Source organism: Pseudoclavibacter sp. 8L (assembly GCF_902506465.1).
Classification (GTDB): domain Bacteria; phylum Actinomycetota; class Actinomycetes; order Actinomycetales; family Microbacteriaceae; genus Pseudoclavibacter.
The window spans coordinates 88,282-109,026 of record NZ_LR733186.1 but is presented as its reverse complement, the minus strand read 5'-3'; the positions used below and the strand labels follow the sequence as shown (position 1 = coordinate 109,026).

General features: G+C 67.4%; 18 protein-coding genes. All 18 read right to left on the bottom strand.

Going from position 1 to position 20,745, the window contains the following annotated elements:
- Positions 1 to 53 precede the first annotated feature (53 nt).
- Positions 54 to 1,085, bottom strand: a complete 1,032-nt coding sequence (locus GV007_RS07195; protein WP_160071697.1) for a quinone-dependent dihydroorotate dehydrogenase — start codon at positions 1,083 to 1,085, stop codon at positions 54 to 56.
- Positions 1,082 to 1,591 (bottom strand): transcriptional regulator NrdR, encoded by a 510-nt coding sequence (gene nrdR / locus GV007_RS07190; RefSeq protein ID WP_104241151.1) that lies wholly within the window; start codon positions 1,589 to 1,591, stop codon positions 1,082 to 1,084. Before nrdR ends, GV007_RS07195 begins: the two co-directional genes overlap by 4 nt.
- Positions 1,591 to 2,895, bottom strand: coding sequence for a histidinol dehydrogenase (gene hisD, locus GV007_RS07185; protein ID WP_160071696.1), 1,305 nt, complete (start codon positions 2,893 to 2,895; stop codon positions 1,591 to 1,593). Before hisD ends, nrdR begins: the two co-directional genes overlap by 1 nt.
- A 62-nt stretch (positions 2,896 to 2,957) precedes the next feature.
- Entirely contained in the window at positions 2,958 to 6,467 is a 3,510-nt protein-coding gene (gene dnaE, locus GV007_RS07180) for a DNA polymerase III subunit alpha (RefSeq protein ID WP_104241149.1), read from the bottom strand.
- A 76-nt stretch (positions 6,468 to 6,543) separates the two neighbouring features.
- Positions 6,544 to 7,470 carry an RluA family pseudouridine synthase gene (locus GV007_RS07175; RefSeq protein WP_160074128.1) on the bottom strand — a complete coding sequence of 309 codons (927 nt, stop codon included), beginning with the start codon at positions 7,468 to 7,470 and terminating at the stop codon, positions 6,544 to 6,546.
- Positions 7,470 to 8,021, bottom strand: a complete 552-nt coding sequence (gene lspA, locus GV007_RS07170; RefSeq protein WP_236558404.1) for a signal peptidase II — start codon at positions 8,019 to 8,021, stop codon at positions 7,470 to 7,472. The genes GV007_RS07175 and lspA overlap by 1 nt, the downstream gene beginning before the upstream one ends.
- A 10-nt stretch (positions 8,022 to 8,031) precedes the next feature.
- Positions 8,032 to 8,778 carry a DivIVA domain-containing protein gene (locus tag GV007_RS07165; protein ID WP_104331145.1) on the bottom strand — a complete coding sequence of 249 codons (747 nt, stop codon included), beginning with the start codon at positions 8,776 to 8,778 and terminating at the stop codon, positions 8,032 to 8,034.
- 306 nt (positions 8,779 to 9,084) lie between these two features.
- A complete protein-coding gene (locus GV007_RS07160) occupies positions 9,085 to 9,369 on the bottom strand; it encodes a YggT family protein (RefSeq protein ID WP_104241146.1) in 285 nt (94 codons plus the stop codon).
- Positions 9,370 to 9,487: 118 nt separating this feature from the next.
- A complete protein-coding gene (locus GV007_RS07155; protein ID WP_104241145.1) occupies positions 9,488 to 9,994 on the bottom strand; it encodes a cell division protein SepF in 507 nt (168 codons plus the stop codon).
- 33 nt (positions 9,995 to 10,027) lie between these two features.
- On the bottom strand, positions 10,028 to 10,744 hold the full coding sequence (locus GV007_RS07150) for a YggS family pyridoxal phosphate-dependent enzyme (RefSeq protein ID WP_160071695.1): 717 nt from the start codon (positions 10,742 to 10,744) through the stop codon (positions 10,028 to 10,030).
- Positions 10,745 to 10,751: 7 nt separating this feature from the next.
- On the bottom strand, positions 10,752 to 11,978 hold the full coding sequence (gene ftsZ / locus GV007_RS07145) for a cell division protein FtsZ (protein WP_104241143.1): 1,227 nt from the start codon (positions 11,976 to 11,978) through the stop codon (positions 10,752 to 10,754).
- Between the two features lie 253 nt (positions 11,979 to 12,231).
- Positions 12,232 to 12,954 (bottom strand): FtsQ-type POTRA domain-containing protein, encoded by a 723-nt coding sequence (locus tag GV007_RS07140; protein WP_160071694.1) that lies wholly within the window; start codon positions 12,952 to 12,954, stop codon positions 12,232 to 12,234.
- On the bottom strand, positions 12,951 to 14,360 hold the full coding sequence (murC, locus tag GV007_RS07135; RefSeq protein WP_160071693.1) for a UDP-N-acetylmuramate--L-alanine ligase: 1,410 nt from the start codon (positions 14,358 to 14,360) through the stop codon (positions 12,951 to 12,953). The genes GV007_RS07140 and murC overlap by 4 nt, the downstream gene beginning before the upstream one ends.
- An 89-nt stretch (positions 14,361 to 14,449) precedes the next feature.
- Complete coding sequence (locus GV007_RS07130) at positions 14,450 to 15,535, bottom strand: UDP-N-acetylglucosamine--N-acetylmuramyl-(pentapeptide) pyrophosphoryl-undecaprenol N-acetylglucosamine transferase (protein WP_160071692.1); 1,086 nt, start codon at positions 15,533 to 15,535, stop codon at positions 14,450 to 14,452.
- A complete protein-coding gene (ftsW, locus tag GV007_RS07125; RefSeq protein ID WP_160071691.1) occupies positions 15,532 to 16,761 on the bottom strand; it encodes a putative lipid II flippase FtsW in 1,230 nt (409 codons plus the stop codon). Before ftsW ends, GV007_RS07130 begins: the two co-directional genes overlap by 4 nt.
- On the bottom strand, positions 16,721 to 18,232 hold the full coding sequence (murD, locus tag GV007_RS07120) for a UDP-N-acetylmuramoyl-L-alanine--D-glutamate ligase (RefSeq protein WP_160071690.1): 1,512 nt from the start codon (positions 18,230 to 18,232) through the stop codon (positions 16,721 to 16,723). The genes ftsW and murD overlap by 41 nt, the downstream gene beginning before the upstream one ends.
- Positions 18,229 to 19,326 carry a phospho-N-acetylmuramoyl-pentapeptide-transferase gene (gene mraY / locus GV007_RS07115; protein WP_104241137.1) on the bottom strand — a complete coding sequence of 366 codons (1,098 nt, stop codon included), beginning with the start codon at positions 19,324 to 19,326 and terminating at the stop codon, positions 18,229 to 18,231. The genes murD and mraY overlap by 4 nt, the downstream gene beginning before the upstream one ends.
- A complete protein-coding gene (locus tag GV007_RS07110) occupies positions 19,323 to 20,741 on the bottom strand; it encodes a UDP-N-acetylmuramoyl-tripeptide--D-alanyl-D-alanine ligase (protein ID WP_160071689.1) in 1,419 nt (472 codons plus the stop codon). Before GV007_RS07110 ends, mraY begins: the two co-directional genes overlap by 4 nt.
- Between the last annotated feature and the right edge of the window lie 4 nt (positions 20,742 to 20,745).

Below are 20,745 nucleotides of genomic sequence, written 5' to 3'. Positions count from 1 at the left end.
AGCTGCCTGAGAATCGCGAAGACGGCACGATCTGCGAGCAGCGAGGCCTGCTCTCAGCGCTGCAGGCGCGCGAGCCCCCGGTTGATGCTGGCAGCCCAACCAGGGCCGGCATAGAGAAACTCCGTGTACCCCTGCACAAGCGTCGCGCCGGCGTCGAGACGCCGCTGCACTTCGGCGGCATCGGCGACACCTCCGACGGAGATGATGCAGAGGCGGTCCCCCGCCGTCTCCTTGACGATTCGCAGCACCTCGAAGGAGCGTTCCGTGAGCGGGCGTCCAGAGAGGCCTCCAGCACCGAACGCCTCGACGACCCGCGAGGACGTGCGGAGTCCGGACCTCGAGATGGTCGTGTTCGCGGCGATGACGCCAGCGAGCCCCTCGTCGATGGCCAGCTGCGTCACCTCGCGGATCTCGCCGTCCGTGAGGTCTGGTGCGATCTTGACCAGTAGCGGCACGTCTGGCGCAGCGTCACGGGCAGCCCGCAGGATGGGCGTGAGGGACTCGAGCGATTGCAGGCTGCGCAGGCCGGGCGTGTTCGGCGATGAGACGTTGACGACCAGGTAGTCGGCGACGTCCTTCACCCCCGACGCGGCTGCGGCGTAGTCGAGGTGCGCGTCCTCTGCTTCGGTGGTCTTGTTCTTGCCGATGTTGACGCCGACGATGACGGTGCGGTTTCGGCGAGCCGCGATGTTCGCCGCCGCGAGCTCCGCTCCCCGGTTGTTGAAGCCCATGCGGTTGATGAGCGCGCCATCCGCGACGAGCCTGAAGAGGCGTGGGCCCGGATTCCCGGGCTGCGGGCGCGGCGTGACCGTGCCGACCTCGACGTGCCCGAAACCGAGGGCCGCAAGCCCATCGATGTCTTCTGCGTCCTTGTCGAATCCTGCTGCGAGACCGAACGGCGATGCGAAGCGAAGCCCCATCGTCTCGACCGCCAGCGACGCGGCCGGGGCCGTGAACGGCGACGTCATCTTGGCCGGTAAGCGACGCCCGAGAGTCCTGATGACCCCCGACGCGAGGGCGTGGGCACGCTCCGTGTCCATCTTCGACAGAACGTGGGCGAAGAGCAGGCGGTACGCGGCGTTCATCTGACCTCTTCCTCGATGGTGGGCTCGCCGTCGGCCGACTCCGTGGCGTACTGGGCCCTGATGCCGTCTTCGTGCATCTGCTCGATGGCGGCTCGGAAGTCGTCGAGGCTCGCGAAGCCCTGGTAGACGCTCGCGAACCGGAGGTACGCGACATCGTCGAGCTCGCGCAGCGGTGGCAGGATCGCGAGCCCGATGTCGTTGGCCTCGATCTGGGATGCCCCCGTCGATCTGATGCTCTCCTCGACCCGCTGAGCCAGCAGAGCGAGATCGGTGTCGGTGACGGGCCTCCCCTGGCACGCCTTGCGCACCCCGGCGACGACCTTGTCCCTCGAGAAGGACTCGACGACGCCATTGCGCTTGATCACCGCGAGGCTCGCCGTCTCGGTCGTCGAGAAACGGCGACCGCATTCGGGGCACTGCCGCCTGCGACGGATCGCGAAGCCGTCGTCGCTGGTCCGGGAGTCGATGACCCTCGAGTCGGGGTGCCGGCAGAAGGGGCAGTGCATCAGCTGAACCTCGCCGTCACTGCTTCGCCGTGCGCGGGGAGGTCCTCAGCTTCGGCGAGCGCCACGACGTGGCCGCTCACCGTCCGCAGCGCCTCGCGGTCATAACGGATGATCTGCTGCGGCCGCAGGAACGTGTGCGCCCCGAGGCCGGGAGTGTGGGCGGCCTGCCCTCCCGTCGGCAGCACGTGGTTCGACCCTGCGAGGTAGTCGCCGAGGCTCACGGGCGAGTTCGCCCCCATGAAGATCGCACCGGCGTTGTGGAGCGTCGCGAGCACCGCCTCGGGCTCACGGGTCTGCACTTCGAGGTGCTCAGGTGCGTACGCGTTCGAGACCACGGCTCCGGCAGCGAGGTCGTCGACGAGGATGAGCGCGGACTGGCGTCCGCCGAGCGAGATGCGGACCCGTTCGGCGTGCTTCGTGGACGCGGCTCTGGCGGCGACGCGCTCGAGCACTCGTTCAGCCCACTCTGGGTCCGGTGTGACGAGGAGGGCCGAGGCGAGCTCGTCGTGCTCCGCCTGGCTGACGAGGTCAGCGGCGACATGGTCGGGATCCGCCGAGTCGTCGGCGAGCACGAGGATCTCGGTAGGTCCGGCCTCGGAGTCGATCCCGACGAACGACTGCACGATGCGCTTCGCAGCCGCCACGTAGATGTTGCCAGGGCCCGTGATGACCTCAACGGGCTCGAGGCCGATGTCTGGGACGCCGTGTGCCAGCGCGCCGATCGCGCCGGCCCCGCCCATCGCGTAGACCTCCGTGATGCCGAGCAGGCCAGCCGCACCGAGGATCGTCGGGTGCACGCTCCCGCCGAATTCGCGCTGAGGCGGCGACGCGATGGCGATCGAGGTCACCCCGGCGGCCGCGGCCGCACAGACGTTCATGACGACGCTCGACGGATAGACGGCCTTGCCTCCTGGCACGTACAGGCCCACGTGGGCCACAGGGTGCCAGCGGAGCTCGACGATGGCGCCGTCGCCGAGCGTCGTCACCCGCGGCGCAGGGACCTGCGCCGCGGATCCGGCCCGCACGCGCTCGATCATGGCCTCGAGGCCAGCGCGAACCCGAGGGTCGAGGCCAGCCGTCGCTTCGTCGATGGCCTCCTGAGGTACCCGCAGATGGGGCGGCTCGACGCCGTCGAGGCGAAGGGCCTGTTCACGGAGGGCGGCCCCGCCTTCGTCGCGGACCGCGGAGATGAGCTCCGCTGCGGTGCCGAGGGCGCGCGTCACGTCGAGCTCGGCACGAGGGAGGATGTTCCGGAGCTCGGAGGCGCTGAGCGCAGAACCACGCAGATCGATGAGTTGCATCATGGTTTCTCCATCGTAGTCAGGCAGGAGGGAGTGCCGTCGCGACAGCAACGGCCGAGGGGGCTCTACTCCAGGCAGCTCGGCCCGAGGAGCGCCTTGAGCTCCCCGTAGAGGTCCTGCGTGATGCGCACGCGGTGCGGCAGCTCGAAGCGGCGGATGACACCGGGAGTGCGCAGCCTGAGCCGCACCTCGCTCTCGCCCGAGTGCCGTCGCAGCACCTTGCCGAGTGCATCCACGACGGGCTCTGTGGCACGCGTGTCCGGGATCGTGAGCGTCAGCGTGCCGGCGTCCTCGGCCGCGGAGATCTTCGGCAGCGTCAGCCCCTGCGCGTGGAGGTTCATGCCGTCGTCACGCTTCGAGACACGGCCCTTGACCGCAACGATCACGTCACCCTGAAGCTGCGTCTGGAACTCCTGGTAGGTCTTGCCCATGAACATCACGGTCATGGTGCCGCCGAAGTCCTCGACCTCGATCATGCCGTAGGGGTTGCCCGAGTTGCGGGCGACCCGGTGCTGCACGCTCGTGATGAGGCCCGCGATGGTCACCTGGGAGCCGTCTTCCAGGTTCTCGGCCTGCGTGAGGTCGAGGATGCTCGTCGTCGCGAGCTTCGCGAGGTCGCGCTCGAGACCCGCGAGCGGATGATCGGACACGTAGAGTCCGAGCATGTCGCGCTCGAAGGCGAGCTTGTCTCTGCGGTTGAACTCGGGGCGGACGGGAACGTCGTCCTCCTCCGCCTCGAACTCGTCGAGTCCAGCGAACAGGTCGACCTGGCCGTGCGCTTCGTTCCGCTTCCGCGAGACCGCCACGTCGATGGCGTTCTCGTGGACCTCGACGAGCGCGCGGCGGGTGTTGCCGAGCGAGTCGAACGCACCGGCTTTGATGAGCGACTCGACAGTGCGCTTGTTCGCGACCGTCGTCGGCACCTTCTTCAGGAAGTCGTGGAAGGACGTGAACGCCGTCTTCGACTCCCTGGCCTTCTGGATCTCCTCGACCACGTTCGCGCCGACGTTGCGGACAGCGCCGAGGCCGAAGCGGATGTCCTCGCCGACCGCCGAGAAGTTGACGAAGGACTCGTTGACGTCCGGTGCGAGCACGGTGATGCCCATGCGGCGGCATTCGTTGAGGTACATCGCGAGCTTGTCGCGGGAGTCGCCGACGCTCGTGAGGAGGGCGGCCATGTACTCGGCCGGGTAGTGCGCCTTGAGGTAGGCGGTCCAATACGAGACCACGCCGTAGGCCGCGGAGTGCGCCTTGTTGAAGGCGTAGTCGGAGAAGGGCAGCAGAATGTCCCAGAGCATCTTGACCGCTTCGTCGGAGAAGCCGTTCGCGTGCATGCCGCCCTGGAAGCCGGCGAACTGCTTGTCCAGCTCCGACTTCTTCTTCTTGCCCATCGCTCGACGCAGGATGTCGGCCTGGCCGAGGGAGAACCCTGCGACCTTCTGCGCGATGGCCATGACCTGCTCCTGATAGATGATCAGGCCGTAGCTGGTGGAGAGGATCTCCTTGAGGGGCTCCTCGAGCTGCGGGTGGATCGGCGTGATCTCCTGCTCGCCGTTCTTGCGCAGCGCGTAGTTGATGTGCGAGTTCGCGCCCATGGGGCCCGGGCGGTAGAGCGCGATGACGGCCGAGATGTCCTCGAAGTTGTCGGGCTTGAGCAGACGCAGGAGCGATCGCATCGGGCCACCGTCGAGCTGGAACACGCCGAGCGTGTCTCCACGGGTCAGCAGCTCGTAGGCGCCGACGTCGTCGAGCTCGAGATCTTCCAGAACGAGGTCGATGTCGCGGTTCGCCTTGATGTTGACCAGCGCGTCACTCACGATCGTGAGGTTGCGCAGGCCCAGGAAGTCCATCTTGATCAGGCCGAGGGACTCACTCGCCGGGTAGTCGAACTGCGTGACGATCTGGCCGTCCTGCTCCCGCTTCATGATGGGGATGATGTCGATCAGCGGATCGCTCGACATGATGACGCCAGCCGCGTGCACACCCCACTGGCGCTTGAGGTTCTCGAGCCCGCTCGCCGTGTCGAAGACCTTCTTCGCATCTGGGTTGCTCTCGATGAAGGCGCGCATCTCGGAAGCCTCCGAGTAGCGCTTGTGCTCCTTGTCGAAGATGCCGCTGAGCGGGATGTCCTTGCCCATGACGGCCGCCGGCATCGCCTTCGTCAGCTGATCGCCCATGGAGAACGGGTAGCCGAGCACGCGCGACGCGTCCTTGAGGGCCTGCTTCGCCTTGATGGTGCCGTACGTCACGATCTGCGCGACTCGCTCCGAGCCGTACTTCTCGGTGACGTACTTGATGACCTCCGACCTGCGGCGATCGTCGAAGTCGACGTCGAAGTCGGGCATCGAGACGCGGTCGGGGTTGAGGAAGCGTTCGAAGATGAGGCCGTGGCGCAGTGGGTCGAGGTCGGTGATGCCCATCGCGTAGGCGGCCATCGACCCGGCACCGGATCCACGGCCGGGACCGACGCGGATGCCGTTGTCCTTCGCCCAGTTGATGAAGTCGGCGACGACGAGGAAGTAGCCGGGGAACCCCATCTGGTTGATGACGCCGATCTCGTAGTCGGCTTGCTTGCGCACGTCGCTCGGGATCCCGCCCGGGTAGCGCTTGCCGAGGCCGGTGTCGACCTCCTTGATGAACCAGCTGCTCTCCGTCTCTCCCTCTGGCACGGGGAAGCGAGGCATGTAGTTGGCGCTCTCGTCGAACTCCGCGGAGCAGCGCTCGGCGATGAGCAGCGTGTTGTCGCACGCTTCCGGGTGGTCGCGGAAGATCGCGCGCATCTCGGCGGCCGACTTGAGGTAGTAGCCCGTGCCAGAGAACTGGAAGCGGTTCGGGTCGTCCATGGTCGACCCGGACTGGACGCAGAGGAGCGCAGAGTGGCTGTCAGCATCGTGCGAATGCGTGTAGTGGAGGTCGTTCGTCGCGACCAGCGGAAGGCCGAGGTCCTTCGCGAGCTTGAGCAGGTCGGGCATGACGCGGCGCTCGATGTCGATGCCGTGGTCCATGATCTCGCAGAAGTAGTTCTCCGCGCCGAAGATGTCCCGGAACTCCGCGGCGGCGGCACGAGCTTCGTTGTACTGCCCGAGCCGCAGCCTCGTCTGGACCTCGCCGGAGGGGCATCCGGTCGTCGCGATGAGGCCCTTCGAGTACGTGTTGAGCAGCTCGCGGTCCATGCGCGGCTTGAAGTAGTAGCCCTCCATGGACGCGCGGCTCGAGAGCCGGAAGAGGTTGTGCATGCCCTGCGTCGTCTCGCTGAGCATCGTGATGTGCGTGTAGGCACCGGAACCGGAGACATCGTCTCCCCCGCCGTTGCCCCACTTCACCCGAGTCCGGTCGCCGCGGTGCGTCCCCGGCGTCAGATAGGCCTCCGTGCCGATGATCGGCTTGATGCCGTGCTCTTTCGCGGCCTTCGCGAACTCGTAGGCGCCGAACACGTTGCCGTGGTCGGTCATCGCCACGGCGGGCATGCCCTGCTCGACAGCGGCCTTCATGAGCTCGCCGATCCGGGCTGCCCCGTCGAGCATCGAGTACTCGCTGTGGACGTGGAGGTGGGCGAACGAGTCTGCTGAAGGCAATGTCTCTCCGGGAAGAAGGGTGGATCGGCGCACCCATCTTAGATCGCTGGAGCGGGTCCGCGAGCGTGCCTGTGGACTACAGCTCGCCCTCGCGAAGCACCTCAAGCGAGTGCGCCAGGTCGTCGGGGTACTCCGTCGTGAACCGCACGGGCTCACCTGTCCGCGGGTGCGCGAACCCGAGCTCCTTGGCGTGCAGCCACTGGCGCTTGAGTCCGAGCTTCGCGGCGATGATCGGGTCGGATCCGTAGAGCGGGTCGCCGATGCAGGGATGACGCTGTGCGGCCATGTGCACGCGGATCTGATGTGTGCGCCCCGTCTCGAGGTGCACCTCGAGGAGGGCTCCGCGACGGAACGCCTCCGTGGTCTCGTAGTGCGTGACGGAGGGCTTGCCCTCGCTCGTCACGGCGAATTTCCACGAGGAACCGGGGTGGCGCCCGATAGGGGCGTCGATCGTTCCGGAGAGCGGATCAGGGTGACCCTGGACGACGGCGTGGTAGACCTTGTCGACCTCACGGTCGTGGAAGGCCTTCTTGAGCTGCGCGTACGCCAGCTCGCTCTTCGCGACGACCATGAGTCCGCTGGTTCCCGCGTCGAGGCGATGCACGATGCCCTGGCGCTCGGATTGCCCGGACGTCGAGATCGTGAAGCCCGCTGCAGCGAGCGCCCCCAGGACCGTGGGCCCATCCCACCCGATGGATGGATGAGCTGCCACGCCGACGGGCTTGTCGATCACGACGAAGTCGTCCTCGTCGTGCACGATCTTGAGGTCGGGCACGGCGATGGGCACGACTTCGACCGGCCCAGCCTGCTGCCATTCGACGGAGATGACGGAGCCCGCCATCATCCGGTCGGACTTGCCGACCTGCTTGCCGTCGATCGTGATGCCGCCCGCTGCCGCGATGTCGGCCACCTGTGTCCTGCTGAGACCGAGGAGCTTCGAGACTCCCGCGTCGACGCGGGCCCCCTCGAGGCCGTCTGGGATCGGGATCGTCCTGGATTGCATCACGCGTCTTTCTTCGCCTTTGGTCGGCGCTTGCCGTCGAATCCGATGTCGAACAGGGTCAGCAGCACGAACGCCGACATCCCCACGACGATGCACATGTCCGCGACGTTGTAGATCGCTGGCAGCATCCAGGGCGTGTAGATGAAGTCGATGACGTGACCGACGCCGAAGCCCGGCTCGCGGAAGAGCCGGTCCCAGAGGTTGCCGAGCGCCCCGCCGAGCACGAGCCCGAAGACGGCGGCCCACAGCTTCGAACCGAGCTTCCTGGCCACGACGATGATGACGATCACCATGATGGTCGAGACGCCCGTGAAGATCCACGTCGAGCCGGCGGCGAACGAGAAGGCCGCGCCGGGGTTCCTGACGAAATGCCATTGGAGGAATCCCCCGAGCACTTCGATGGTCTGACCCTCGGTCATCGATCCGACGACGGCGGCCTTGCTGATCTGGTCGAGCGCAAACGCGCCGACGGCGACCGCGGCGAGCATCGCAAGAATGCGGATGCTCGGTCGCGATCGCCGTTCGGTGGTCTGCAGAGGTGTGTCCTCCACGTTCCGAATGCTACTGGCCCGCTGGTGCGGAGCCTTCGAGGACGTCGCTGGCCTGACGGTTCAGGTCGTTGAGCTGTCCCTCGATGTAGGAGCGCAGGTTGTTGCGGTACTCGCGCTCGAAGATGCGAAGTTCCTCGATACGAGCCTCGAGCTTCGTCTTGGTCTCCTCGAGGCGACCCAGGGTCTCGCGTTCCTTGGCCTCGGCCTCGGTGACGATCGTGCGGGCACGACCCTCGGACTCGGCCGTGATCTCGCGGGCACGCTTCTCGCTGTCGCCCTCGATCTGACGGGCGCGGTTCTCGGACTCGGCGACGATCTCCCGCGCACGGGTCTCACCCGTTGCGATGATCTCATCGCGCTTGCGCGTTCCCTCTTCGACGTGCTCGTCGTGGAGGCGACGGGCGAGCGCGATGAGCGAGCTGCTCGTCTCGGCCTCGTCTTCGCCCTGTGCGACGACGGGTGCGGGAGCTGCGGGCTGAGCGAGCGGAGCGATTGGCTCCGGCTCGGGCTCGGGCGCTGCCTCGACCTCGACGCTGGGCTCCTCGACCGGGGCGGGAGCGGCTGCAGCCGGCGCGTGATCCGCGCGAGCCTGTGCCTCTTCGAGCTGCTGACGAAGCTGCTCGTTCTCCCCCACGAGGCGGCGCATCTCTGCAACGACCTCGTCGAGGAAGTCGTCGACCTCATCTTGGTCGTACCCCTCGCGGAACTTGGTCTGCTGGAAGCGTTTGTTGATGACGTCCTCAGGAGTGAGTGCCATGTCGGCCACCTTTCGACTCTCTCTGCGATTGGTCTGTATCTGGTATAGACACTGAGTTTTACTTCAAGACTCTGGGCCTGACTTCAAGACATTGGATCTTGCTTCAAGACACTGGGTCTGACTTGACAACACTAGCGTTGCACAGGTGTGCGCGCAGAACGTTGCTGTGCTGCACAGCACATAGGTCACATTACGGCACTTGGGTCCCGCGCGTCACATTCTGCCGGGAAAGTCGGCATTGACCTCGTGGAATACGCCGATTCCGGCCGTTCTCGGGGCAGAAGCGGCGCCGCACGGCAGCCGAGCTCAGAGGAGTCGGACGAGATTCGACGTGATGACGAGAGCGAACATCACGATGATCCAGGCGAGGTCGAGCGCAATGTTGCCGATGCGGAGAGGCGGAACGACCTTGCGGACCGCACGGAGGGGCGGGTCGGTCAGCGAGTAGACGCCTTCGCAGAGCACGAGGACGAAGCCCTTCGGCTTCCAGCGCGGGGCGAACATGCGCGCGTAGTCGAGGATCAGCCGCCCCCACATCACCATGATGTAGAGACCGATGATGAAGCCGAGGATCGCGCCGAGGATGTTCATTCGTTTCCTGAGATGTTGTCGCGCAGACACGGCGACGGTGCACCCACTGGATGCACCGTCTCACCGTTCGCGCGAATGCGGGCCGGTCCGCCTGGCGGCAGAGCCTGACTGGATGGGGCTACTGGAAGAACGAGGCTTCCTTCTCCGCCTCGAGCTTGCTCGACTCGCCGTGGACGGCGATGTGCTGCGGAGAGAGCAGGAAGACCCGGCTCGTCACGCGCTCGATCTTGCCATACAGGCCCTGGGAGAGTCCGCTCGCGAAGTCGATGAGGCGACGGGCTTCAGCCTCGTCCATCTCCGAGAGGTTCATGATGACCGGGACGCCATCGCGGAAGTTCTCGGCGATGACCTGCGCGTCTTTGTTGTAGGCCTTCGGGTGGACCGTGAGGATCTCGTTCATTTCCGCCATCGCCGGGGTCGAAGTGTGCTTGGGAGCTTTGGTGATCGGAGTCACTGGCGCCGGCTTGGGGCGCTCGGTGACCACCGGGGAGAGCTGCGGCGAGGGGGCCGCCGTGGGCGACTGCCTCTGCTGCTGCTGCGCCTGGGGCGTCTCGTCGTGCAGATTCTGCTCGTCTTCGTCAGCAAGGCCCAGGTAGACCATGGCATTGCGCAGCGGGTTGGCCATTGTGCTCCTCCGTGTGTTCGGCGTGCGTCCACGCTACGTCCGGTCGGGGCGCTTTCCCGTGATTGCCGCGCCGATCCTTAGGTGTGTCGCACCGTTTTCGATGGCTTCCCTGAAATCGTTCGACATGCCCATCGAGAGTCCGGTGGCAGCGGGGGCCAGCGCCTGGATGCGCTGGCTGAGCACCCTGAGCTCGCCGAAGGATGCGCGCGGCTCCTCCCCCAGCGGGGCGACGCACATGAGGCCCTGCAGCTCGAGGGTCGGAGTGCGGAGCACGTGCTCGACAAGCGCGTCGAGCTCCTTGGGCTGGACGCCGCCACGGGCGACGTCAGGCGTCATGTTGACCTGCACGAAGACGGGCAGCGGCTGCTCGCGCTCGATCGTCGACAGGGCGTCGACGAGGCCTGCACGGTCGATCGAGTGCACGGCATCCGCGTACTGAGCGATCTGCCTGGCTTTCTTGGTCTGGATCTGCCCGACGAAGTGCCACTCGAGCTCGGCGCGGCCTGCGAGGGCCTCGGCCTTGTCCCTGGCCTCCGGATGCCTGCTCTCCGCGAAACGGCGCAGTCCGAGGTCGATGAGCTCGGCCACGAGCTCGGGTCCGTGGAACTTGGTGACCGGGATGAGGGTGACCTCGGACACGTCCCGGCCTGCAGCGCTGCAGCTCTCGCCGATGGCCGCCTGGATCGCCGAGAGGCGCCCGGCCAGCGTCGAATGACCCTGGCCGAGCGCCTCCACCGCATGCTCTGGCATAGACGAGCTACTTGAGGAAGTCCGGGACGTCGAGGATGTCCTCGGCGTCGTCGTACGCCGCCTCGGGCTCGCGGCGCGGAGCAATCGTGGGAGCCTCTGCCGTCGACCAGGACGGGGCCTGAGCCACGGGAACCGGCGCCTGGACGGGCTCCCGTTCGATGGGTGCGGCTGGGGCCGAGGCGACTGCCGCAGCAGCAGCGCCGAGACCGATCGCTCCGGTGTTCGCCTGCTGCACGGGAGCCGCCGCGACCGCTGGGGCCGCCTGCTGCTCCTGGATCGTCTTGGGCTCGCCACCGGCGAAGCCTGCGGCGATGACCGTCACGCGCACCTCATCACCGAGGGTGTCGTCGATGACGGCTCCGAAGATGATGTTGGCCTCCTGGTGGACGGCCTCCTGCACGAGCTTGGCGGCGTCGTTGATCTCGAAGATGCCGAGGTTTGAGCCACCCTGGATCGACAGCAGGACGCCGTGGGCACCCTCGATGCTCGCCTCGAGCAGCGGTGAGGCAACGGCGAGCTCGGCCGCCTTGATGGCACGGTCCGCACCTCGGGAGGAGCCGATTCCCATGAGGGCCGAGCCCGCCCCCTGCATGACCGACTTCACGTCGGCGAAGTCGAGGTTGATGAGGCCGGGAGTCGTGATGAGGTCGGTGATGCCCTGCACACCGGCGAGCAGCACCTGGTCTGCCGTGGAGAACGCCTCGATCATCGAGATTCCGCGGTCGCTGATCTCCAGGAGACGGTCGTTGGGGACGACGATGAGGGTGTCGACCTCTTCCTTCAGGGTCGCGACACCCTGCTCGGCCTGCTGCATGCGGCGGCGGCCCTCGAAGCTGAAGGGCTTCGTGACGACACCGATCGTCAGGGCGCCGATCGACTTGGCGATGCGGGCGACGACCGGAGCGCCACCCGTTCCGGTGCCTCCGCCTTCTCCTGCGGTCACGAAGACCATGTCGGCGCCGGCGAGCGCCTGCTCGATCTCCTCGGCGTGGTCCTCGGCGGCACGGCGTCCGACCTCAGGGTCGGCTCCTGCTCCGAGACCGCGGGTGAGCTCGCGGCCCACGTCCAGCTTGACGTCGGCGTCGCTCATGAGCAGCGCCTGAGCATCGGTGTTGATCGCGATGAACTCGACGCCACGGAGGCCGAGCTCGATCATGCGGTTGACTGCATTGACGCCGCCGCCGCCGATGCCGACGACCTTGATGACGGCGAGGTAGTTGTTGGTGTTCGACACGTGTCCGGCCCCTCGTTGGCGTGTGGTGTGGATGAAGTACGGAGTGCACACCTCGGCGAGAAGCCCGAGAGCTTCAACCTCTACTTGAAGCTCAGAGATATGCGGTTTCCTGATTGCTTGCTTCGACGCTAGGTCGCGAAGCCCGCACGATCCGTGCAGTCCGCAGGTGTGTTGCGTTTTGCGCGGCGAATGACAGCGAGTCGCTTCAACCCCCACTTGAAGGTTTCCCCGTGACCGCCGCCGCGGGCTCGCATCAGCGGGTGACGGGTGTCTCCGGACTCGATACGTCGTAGCTCGAGATGGACTGCTCGGCCGTCGCCGCGACGAGAGCCGCGAGCACCTCGGCCTTGCGGTCGGACTCCTCCGCGCTCCCCCAGACGACCTCGGCTCCGCTTCGCATCGTGAGGCGGACGTCGTCGATGCTCTTGGCCGTGACCGCAGCCACTCCGGAGCGGAACTCCACGGGCAGCGCGAGCGACACTGCGGCCGCCGACGCGAACGCCTCGGAGTCGACTCCCTGCCCGTCGAGCTCGAGGGTGGGGATGTCGGCGGCGGGCTCCGACTGTGTCCACAGCACGACTCCGGCCGCGTCCATGACGTCGTAGCCTGCCGGCACCTGGACGGTCCCGATCGGCGAGCGCTCGACGATCGTCACGACGAGCCTGCTCGGCGGTTCGACTCGGATGGAGTAGCTCTGCACCAGAACGTAGGACTGCAACCGACTCTCGACGTCCTCGTTCGTGACGAGGGCGAGCGGCTGGCCGTTGAGATCAGCGAGCGATGCGTCGATCTGTGCCTTGTCGACGCGCTCGGCGCCGGACACGACGATCTCCCGCACGGACATGATGGGGCTGTAGACGGCGACCGCCACGAATGCCACGAGGGCGGCGAGAGCCGCCGCGATCCAGAGCAGGATGCGGCGACGCCGCCGCGCGCGCCAGGTGAATCGGCGCGCTTCGTCGCCGAGCACGCTCACGACTTGCCTTGCTCCTTCGCGCCGAGCGCGTCGAGGAGCTGGGGCACGATGAGGTTGACGTCGCCGCAGCCGAAGGTGATCACGAAGTCGCCATCTCGGGAGATCTGCGCGACGGTATCGGCGGCATCCTGCCAGTCGGGCCGGTACGCGACCTTGCTCTGGTCGACGAAGGCGTTCTCCACCAGGGCCCCGGTGACGCCCTCGATCGGGTCCTCGCGAGCTCCGCACACGTCGAGCACGACGGTCTCATCGGCAAGACGCTCGTAGACCTCCGCGAACACGTCGCTCATCGCCAGCGTGCGCGAGTACAGGTGCGGCTGGTGGACGGCGATGAGGCGGCCGGAGCCGACGACGGTGCGAGCCGCGGAGAGCGCCGCCTCGACCTCGGCCGGGTGGTGGGCGTAGTCGTCGTAGACGCTGACACCGCTCACCGTGCCGTGCAGCTCGAAGCGGCGCTTGGTGCCGCCGAACTTCGCGAGCGCGTCGAGGACGGCGGCGGGCTCGAAGCCGAGCTGGACGAGGACGACAAACGCGCCGGTCGCGTTGAGCGCGTTGTGAACTCCGGGAACGTGCAGGAGCGCCGGGTAGTCGACGCCCTGCCAGGTCACGGTGAACCGGGTCTGCCCGCCCTCGGACGCGATGTCGGAGACGCGCGCGTCGGCCGATGGGGCCTGGCCGAAGGTCAGTACCCGCTCGTGCGAGAGCTTTCCGGTCAGCTCGACCGCGAGGGGGTCATCGCTCGAGATGACGACGGCCTCTGTGGCGGCGTCTGCGAACTGGACGAACGCGGCTTCGAAGGCATCGACGGTGCCGTAATGGTCGAGGTGGTCGTTGTCGACGTTCGTGATGAGCGCGATCGCCGTGTCGTAGAACAGGAAGGATCCGTCGGACTCGTCGGCCTCGACGACGAACGCCTCGCCGGAGCCCACCGCGGAGCTCGTGCCGAGCGCCGAGATGATGCCGCCGTTCACGAAGCTCGGGGAGGCATCGAGCGCGTCCAGTGCCGTGACGATCATGCCGGTCGACGTGGTCTTCCCGTGTGCGCCTGCGACCGAGACGAGTCGACTGCCGCGCGTCAGCCAGACGAGCGCCTGCGAGCGGTGCAGGACGTTGAGTCCGCGCTGCTTCGCCAGGACGAGCTCCGGGTTGTCTGGCCAGAGGGCGCTCGTCACGACGATGGTGTCGGCGTCGCCGAGGTGCTCGGCCGCGTGCCCGATCTCCACCCGGGCTCCGCGTTCGCGAAGCTCCCGGGTCGCGTAGTTCTCCGTGCGATCGCTGCCGGAGACGGTGAGGCCGCGATCGAGCATCATGCGTGCGATACCGCTCATGCCCGAGCCGCCGATGCCGATGAAGTGCACCGTGCCGATCTCATCGGGGATCTGCGCGGTGGCGTCTGGATTGATCATCTCTGCTCCTGGGTTCGCTCGGTCTTCGAGCTGCGCGGCGTCTGCCACGTCGATGGTCGAGGGTACTCCGCCTGATCGATGTGAGGCGCCTAGCGCCCCTGAGGGCTCTGCAGCGCCTCGTCGAGGAGCGTGACGACGCGCGCGGCGCCGTCACGCTGCGCAGACGCGAGGGTCGCGGCCTCCATGCGAGCGCGGCGCTCCCCGTCGCGCGCGAGCGCGAGGAGCTCTTTCGACGCCCACTCAGGTGAGAAGTCGGCGTCCGTCACGCGAAGCGCACCGCCGGCGGCGAGCACCGAGCGGATGTTGATCGTCTGGTGATCGCCCGTGGCCGCGGGGTACGGCACGTAGACCGCGGGGAGTCCGACGACGCCGAGTTCGCTGACGGTCGACGCGCCAGCGCGGGCGACGACCAGGTCGGCGGCCGCGAAGGCCAGGTCCATGCGGTCGCAGTACTCGAGGACGTGGTAGCCGTCGAGCTCGTCATGCTCGAACTTCGACAGCCCACCGACGAGGTGGAGGATCTGCCACCCCTCCGCGATGAGCGCGGGGACGACGGCTCTCACGGTCTCGTTGACGCGCCTCGCGCCGAGCGAGCCCCCGGTGACGAGGAGGGTGCGGCGTGCCGGGTCCAATCCGAAGAACTCGACGGCCTCGCCTCGCTTCGCTTCGCGATCGAGGTGCTCGATCTCGGCGCGCAGGGGCATGCCGACGGTCACGGCGCCGCGGAGCGGGGTGCCGTCGAAGGCCACGCCAACCCGCTTCGCCCAGCGCGCGCCGAGCTTGTTCGCCATGCCGGGGAGCGCGTTCGCCTCGTGCACGACGATCGGCACTCGTCCCCGGGCGGCCAGGTAGGCGGGTGCGGCCGCGTAGCCGCCGAACCCCGCGACCGCCTCGATGTCGTGCTCGGCGAGCATGCGCCGGACGGAGGCGACGGTCTCGCGGAGCCGCGGCAGGAACGTCAGGACCTGCGCGTTCGGGCGGCGCGGGAACGGCAGCTTCGGGATGGTCAGGAGCTCGTATCCGCGAGCTGGCACGAGGCGCGCCTCGAGCCCCTCCTTCGTGCCGAGGACGAAGATCTTGGATTCCGGGTCACGGGCGCGCAGCGCGTCGGCGACTGCGAGAAGCGGGTTGACGTGGCCGGCCGTGCCGCCTCCGGCGAGCAGGTAGTTGGTCACGTGCGTGACTCCGATCTCTTCGGGTTGCGGGCGATCGACAAGACTATGCCAATCGCGAAGAGCGTCGTGATGAGCGCGGAACCACCGGAGGAGACGAGCGGGAGCGGCACGCCGAGCACGGGGAGGAAGCCGATGACCACCGCGATGTTCACGAAGGCCTGGAAGACGATCCAGGTCAGCACACCGCCGACGATCGTCTTCGCGGTCCAGTCGCTCGCCTCGTGGTAGATGCGCACGAGCACGACGGCGAGCAGGACGAAGAGCCCGATCACCACGATCGCGCCGATGAGCCCGAGCTCTTCGCCGATGATCGCGAAGATGAAGTCGTTGTCGGCCTCGGGCAGCCACGACCACTTGGCCTTCGAGTTCCCGAGGCCGGAGCCGAAGAGGCCACCGGCGGCCAGCGCATAGAGGCCGTGCGCGCTCTGCCACCCCCACGACTCGTAGTCGACGTCGCCGCCGAAGAAGTTGGTGATGCGAGCCATGCGGTTGTCGCTGAAGACCGACATCAGCACTGCCCCGGCCACGGCGACGGTGAGAGCCAGCAGGAGGTATCTGGTCGCCACTCCCCCGAAGTACAGCGCGCCGAGCACAAGCGCCCCGACCACGATGATGGTGCCGAGGTCCTTGCTCAGGAGCATGATCCCGAAGCAGAGGAGCAGGACCGGCACGATCGGGACCGCGACCTCCTTGCCGATGTGGAGCTTGCCCTGCTTGCGGCCGATGATGAGACCGAGCCAGAGCACAAGGGCGACCTTGACGACCTCCGCCGGCTGCATCGTCGTGAAGCCGAGGTTGATCCACGCCCGGTTGCCGTTGATGTCCACGCCGATAGGAGTGAAGACGAGCGCCTGGAGGATGATGGCGACGGCGAGCGCGGCCCACGCCGATCTCTTCCAGAAGCTGAGGGGCATCCGAGATGCGAAGAGCATGAGCGGGATGCCGAGCGCGGCGAACGTCGCCTGGCTCACGAACCGTGACGAGACCGCGTTCCCTCCCGCGAACTCCTCGACCGAGGAGCTCGAGAGCACCATGACGATGCCGAAGGCGACGAGGAACAACGTGATCGACAGCAGGAGCACGAAGTTCCTGTTGACGCCGCGGATGCGCTTGCCGAGCGAGACCACGACGGCGGTCGAGGAGCTCTTGCGGGCTTGCGCGGTGCGGGCGCTCGAGCCGCCTGGACTACTCGGGGGTGCGGTCTGGGGAGCCTTCTGTCTCGGCATGCAGGCCCCCTTCAAGATGCGACGCGACGGCCAGCGCGAATCGCTGACCACGGTCGCTGTAACTCACGAACTGATCCATGGAGGCGGCCGCCGGTGCGAGCAGCACGGTGTCCCCGTCCTGCGCGAGCCGAGCGGCTTCCGCCACGGCACGACTCATGATGGAGTCAGTTTCGCTCACGTCGATCTCGATGAAGGTGACCTGGGGCGCGTGTTGCGTGAACGCGTCGACCACCTCAGAGCGCGAGGTGCCGAGCACGACGGCGCCCCGCAGCCGCCCCGCGTGCTTCGCGACGAGGGGTGCGATGTCGACGCCCTTCAAGAGCCCGCCGACCAGCCAGACGACACTGCGGTGAGCGGCGAGAGAGGCATCGGCCGCGTGCACGTTCGTGGCCTTGGAGTCGTCGACCCAAAGGACGCCCGAGCGCTCGGCGAGGACCTCATGGCGGTGCCGGTCGACGGAGAACGTCGAGAGCGCAGCCGAGATGGCGGAGACGGGAACCCCGACCGCACGGACGAGAGCGGAGGCCGCCAGCACGTCCTCGACGAGGTGCTTCGAGGAGAGCCCGCGCAGGCGCAGCTCATCCAACGTCGTCAGCTCGAGCGCGGTGCTCGCTCGATCATCGAGGAACGCGCGGTCGACGAGGATGCCGTCGACGACACCGAAATCGCTGGGGCCCGGCACGTCCGTGCCGAAGCCGATCGCACGGCATCCTTCGATGACGTCGGCCGCCTCTACGAGATCCAGCGTCGCCTCGTCACCCTTGTTGTAGACGCAGGCGATCTGGGCACGCTCGTAGACGCGCCCCTTCGCTGCACGGTAGGCCTCGGCTCCGCCGTGCCAGTCGAGATGGTCGTCCGCGATGTTGAGGACGACGGCCGCGTGCGCCGACATCGAATGCAGCGAGTGCAGCTGGAAGCTGGAGAGCTCGACGACGAGCAGCTGGAACTCTGCCGGATCCCTGAGCACGTCGAGTACCGGCACGCCGATGTTGCCGCACGGCGCGGTGCGGATGCCAGCGGCGAGCCCCATGTGCGCTGCGAGCTGTGTGGTGGTCGTCTTGCCGTTCGTGCCGGTGACCGCGAGCCACGGGGCCGGCTCCCCGAACTTGTCGCGAAGCCGCCAGGCGAGTTCCACGTCGCCCCAGAGTGGAACGCCGAGCGCTTCAGCCGCCGCGATGAGCGGGTGGCTCGGCGCGAAGCCGGGAGACGCGACCACGAGGTCGGCGCCGAGGCCCCGCAGCGCCTCGACCGCGACGTCGTCACTCTCGGCGACCGTGACGGGGACGTCGAGGACTTCCAGGATGCGCTCGCGCTCCTCGTCGTGGGACTGGGCGATGACGTGCGGCCTCGCACCGAGTTCGGCGAGGGTGTCGGCGACCGAGAACCCGGTCTTGCCGAGTCCGAGAACTGCGACGGCGATGCCGTTCCAGTCGTCGTGCCAGCTCCGCAGCGCCTCGATGTCGCGGGTCACGTCGTGACTCCCCACTCCGCGTAGAAGAGGCCGATGCCGAGCGCGGCGCACAGCCCCGCGATGATCCAGAACCTGACGACAACCGTCGTCTCAGCCCAGCCCTTCAGCTCGAAGTGGTGGTGGATCGGGCTCATGAGGAAGATGCGCTTGCCCTTGGTGAGCTTGAAGTAGATGCGCTGCACGATGACGGATCCGGTCGTCATGACGAACAGACCGCCGATGAGGACGAGGAGCAGCTCGGTGCGGGTGATGATGGCGAAGGCGGCGATGGCACCACCCAAGCCGAGCGAGCCGGTGTCGCCCATGAAGATCTGCGCAGGCGAGGTGTTCCACCAGAGGAAGCCGATGAGGGCTCCCGCGATGCCAGCCGCGACGATCGCGACGTCGAGGGGCGCGTACGCCGTGTAGCACGCCGACTCGAGCGACTCGGCAAGACGCTCGGTCCCGCAGGCCTGGTTGAACTGCCAGTAGGCGATGATGCCGTACGAGCCGATCGAGATGATCGAGGCCCCCGTGGCGAGGCCGTCGAGGCCGTCCGTCACGTTGACGGCGTTGGAAGTGCTCGTCGTGATGACGACGATCCAGATGATGAGCGCGATCGTTCCCGCGACGGCGCCGAGCGCCATGAAGTCGATGGGCAGGTCACGGATGAACGAGATGTGCGTGGAGATGACCGGCACGCCGTCGTTGTTGCGGAACTGGAGGCCGACCACCGCGAAGAGTCCGGCGACGACGACCTGGCCGACGATCTTCGACCATCCGCCGAGGCCCAGCGACTGCTGCTTGCGCACCTTGAGGAAATCGTCGATGAAGCCGATGACGCCGAGGCCGACCATCATGCCGAGGATGAGGAGTCCCGCGGCCGTCACCTGGTCGCCCGTCGCGAGCGTCGCCGCGAAGTAGGCGAGCACCGACCCGACGATGAAGACGATGCCGCCCATCGTCGCTGTTCCCCGCTTCGAGTGGTGGGCTTGAGGCCCGTCCTCGCGGATGAACTGACCCCACTCGAGGCGATGGAAGAGCCTGATGAAGAGCGGCGTCATGAAGAGCGTGAACGCCAGACCGACGCCCCCGGCAATAAGGATCGCTATCACGCGAAGTGCCCCCTGAGGTGCTCGGCGAAACGGTCCCCAAGGTGTCGGAGGCCCGCTGAGTTCGAAGACTTGACGAGCACGAGGTCGCCTGGGCGGGTCTCCCGCACGAGGAGCTCGTAGGCCTCGTCCATGGACTCGACGAAGATGGATTCGCCGTCCCAGGATCCCTGGGCGATGGCCCCGAGGTGAAGCGCGCGCGCGTCCCGGCCGACGACGATGAGCTGATCGATGCCGAGGCGGACAGCAAGGAGCCCGAGGCGGTCGTGCTCCTCGATCGACGCATCGCCGAGCTCGCTCATGGCACCGAGCACCGCGACCGTCCGAGACCCCGTCGGTGCGATCTGCGCGATGGTCTTCAGCGCAGCAGCCATGGAGTCAGGGCTCGCGTTGTACGCGTCGTTGATCAGGTTGACCTGGCCCGCATGCTGGAGCTCCATGCGCCACTGCTCCGCGCGGGTGACGCGCTCGAGCGCATCCCGGATCTCGGTCGCGGGGACTCCCTGCGTGTGCGCCGCGGCTGCCGCGGCGAGCGCGTTGGTGACGTGATGCTCTCCGATGACTCCGAAGCGCACCAGGACGGCGTCCTCACCAGGTACGTGCAGGGTGAACTGGGTGCCGGCGAGACTCGTCGAGACGTCGCTGGCACGCACATCCGCGCGAGCACCCCTGCCGAACCACAGCACATCGGCCTCGGTCTTGTCGGCCATCGAGGCGACCCGGCCGTCGTCGGCGTTCAGCACGGCGGTGTCTCCGGCGGCGAGGCCCTGGACCATCTCGGTCTTCGAGGTCAGCGTCACCTCGATGCCGCCGAACTCGCCGGCGTGGGCGAGGCCGACCGTGAGCACGATCCCGACGTCGGGCTTGGCCATGGCGATGAGCCTGCTGATCTCGCCGGGTGCGCTTGCCCCCATCTCGGCGATGAGGGTCTGCGTGCCCTCGGTCAGCTTGAGGAACGTGAGCGGGGCTCCGACCTCGTTGTTGAAGCTGGCGACGGGGGCGACGGTCTCCCCTCGAGCCGAGAAGATCTCGCGCAGGAGGTTCTTGGTCGTCGTCTTGCCATTGGACCCGGTCACGGCGATCGTCACGAGCTCGCCGCCGGCCTTGACGCGGGTCACGACCTCTGTAGCGAGGCGCCCGAGCGCGAGGACCGCGTCATCGACGACGACCTGGGTGACGGGGAGGTCGAGGATGCGCTCGACGAGCAGGAGCGCGGCTCCGTTCTCGGCCGCCTTCGGCGCGAAGAGGTGGCCGTCGGTGACCTCGCCCGGCTTGGCGACGAAGATGTCGCCGGGTCGGATGAGCCGAGAGTCGGTGTCGACGGTCCCGGAGAAGACGCTCTCGAGGGTGTCGCCTGCCGCCGGTCGGGCTTCTCCCCCGGTGATCTCTGCGATCTCGCGAAGTCGGAGTTCGATCATCCGT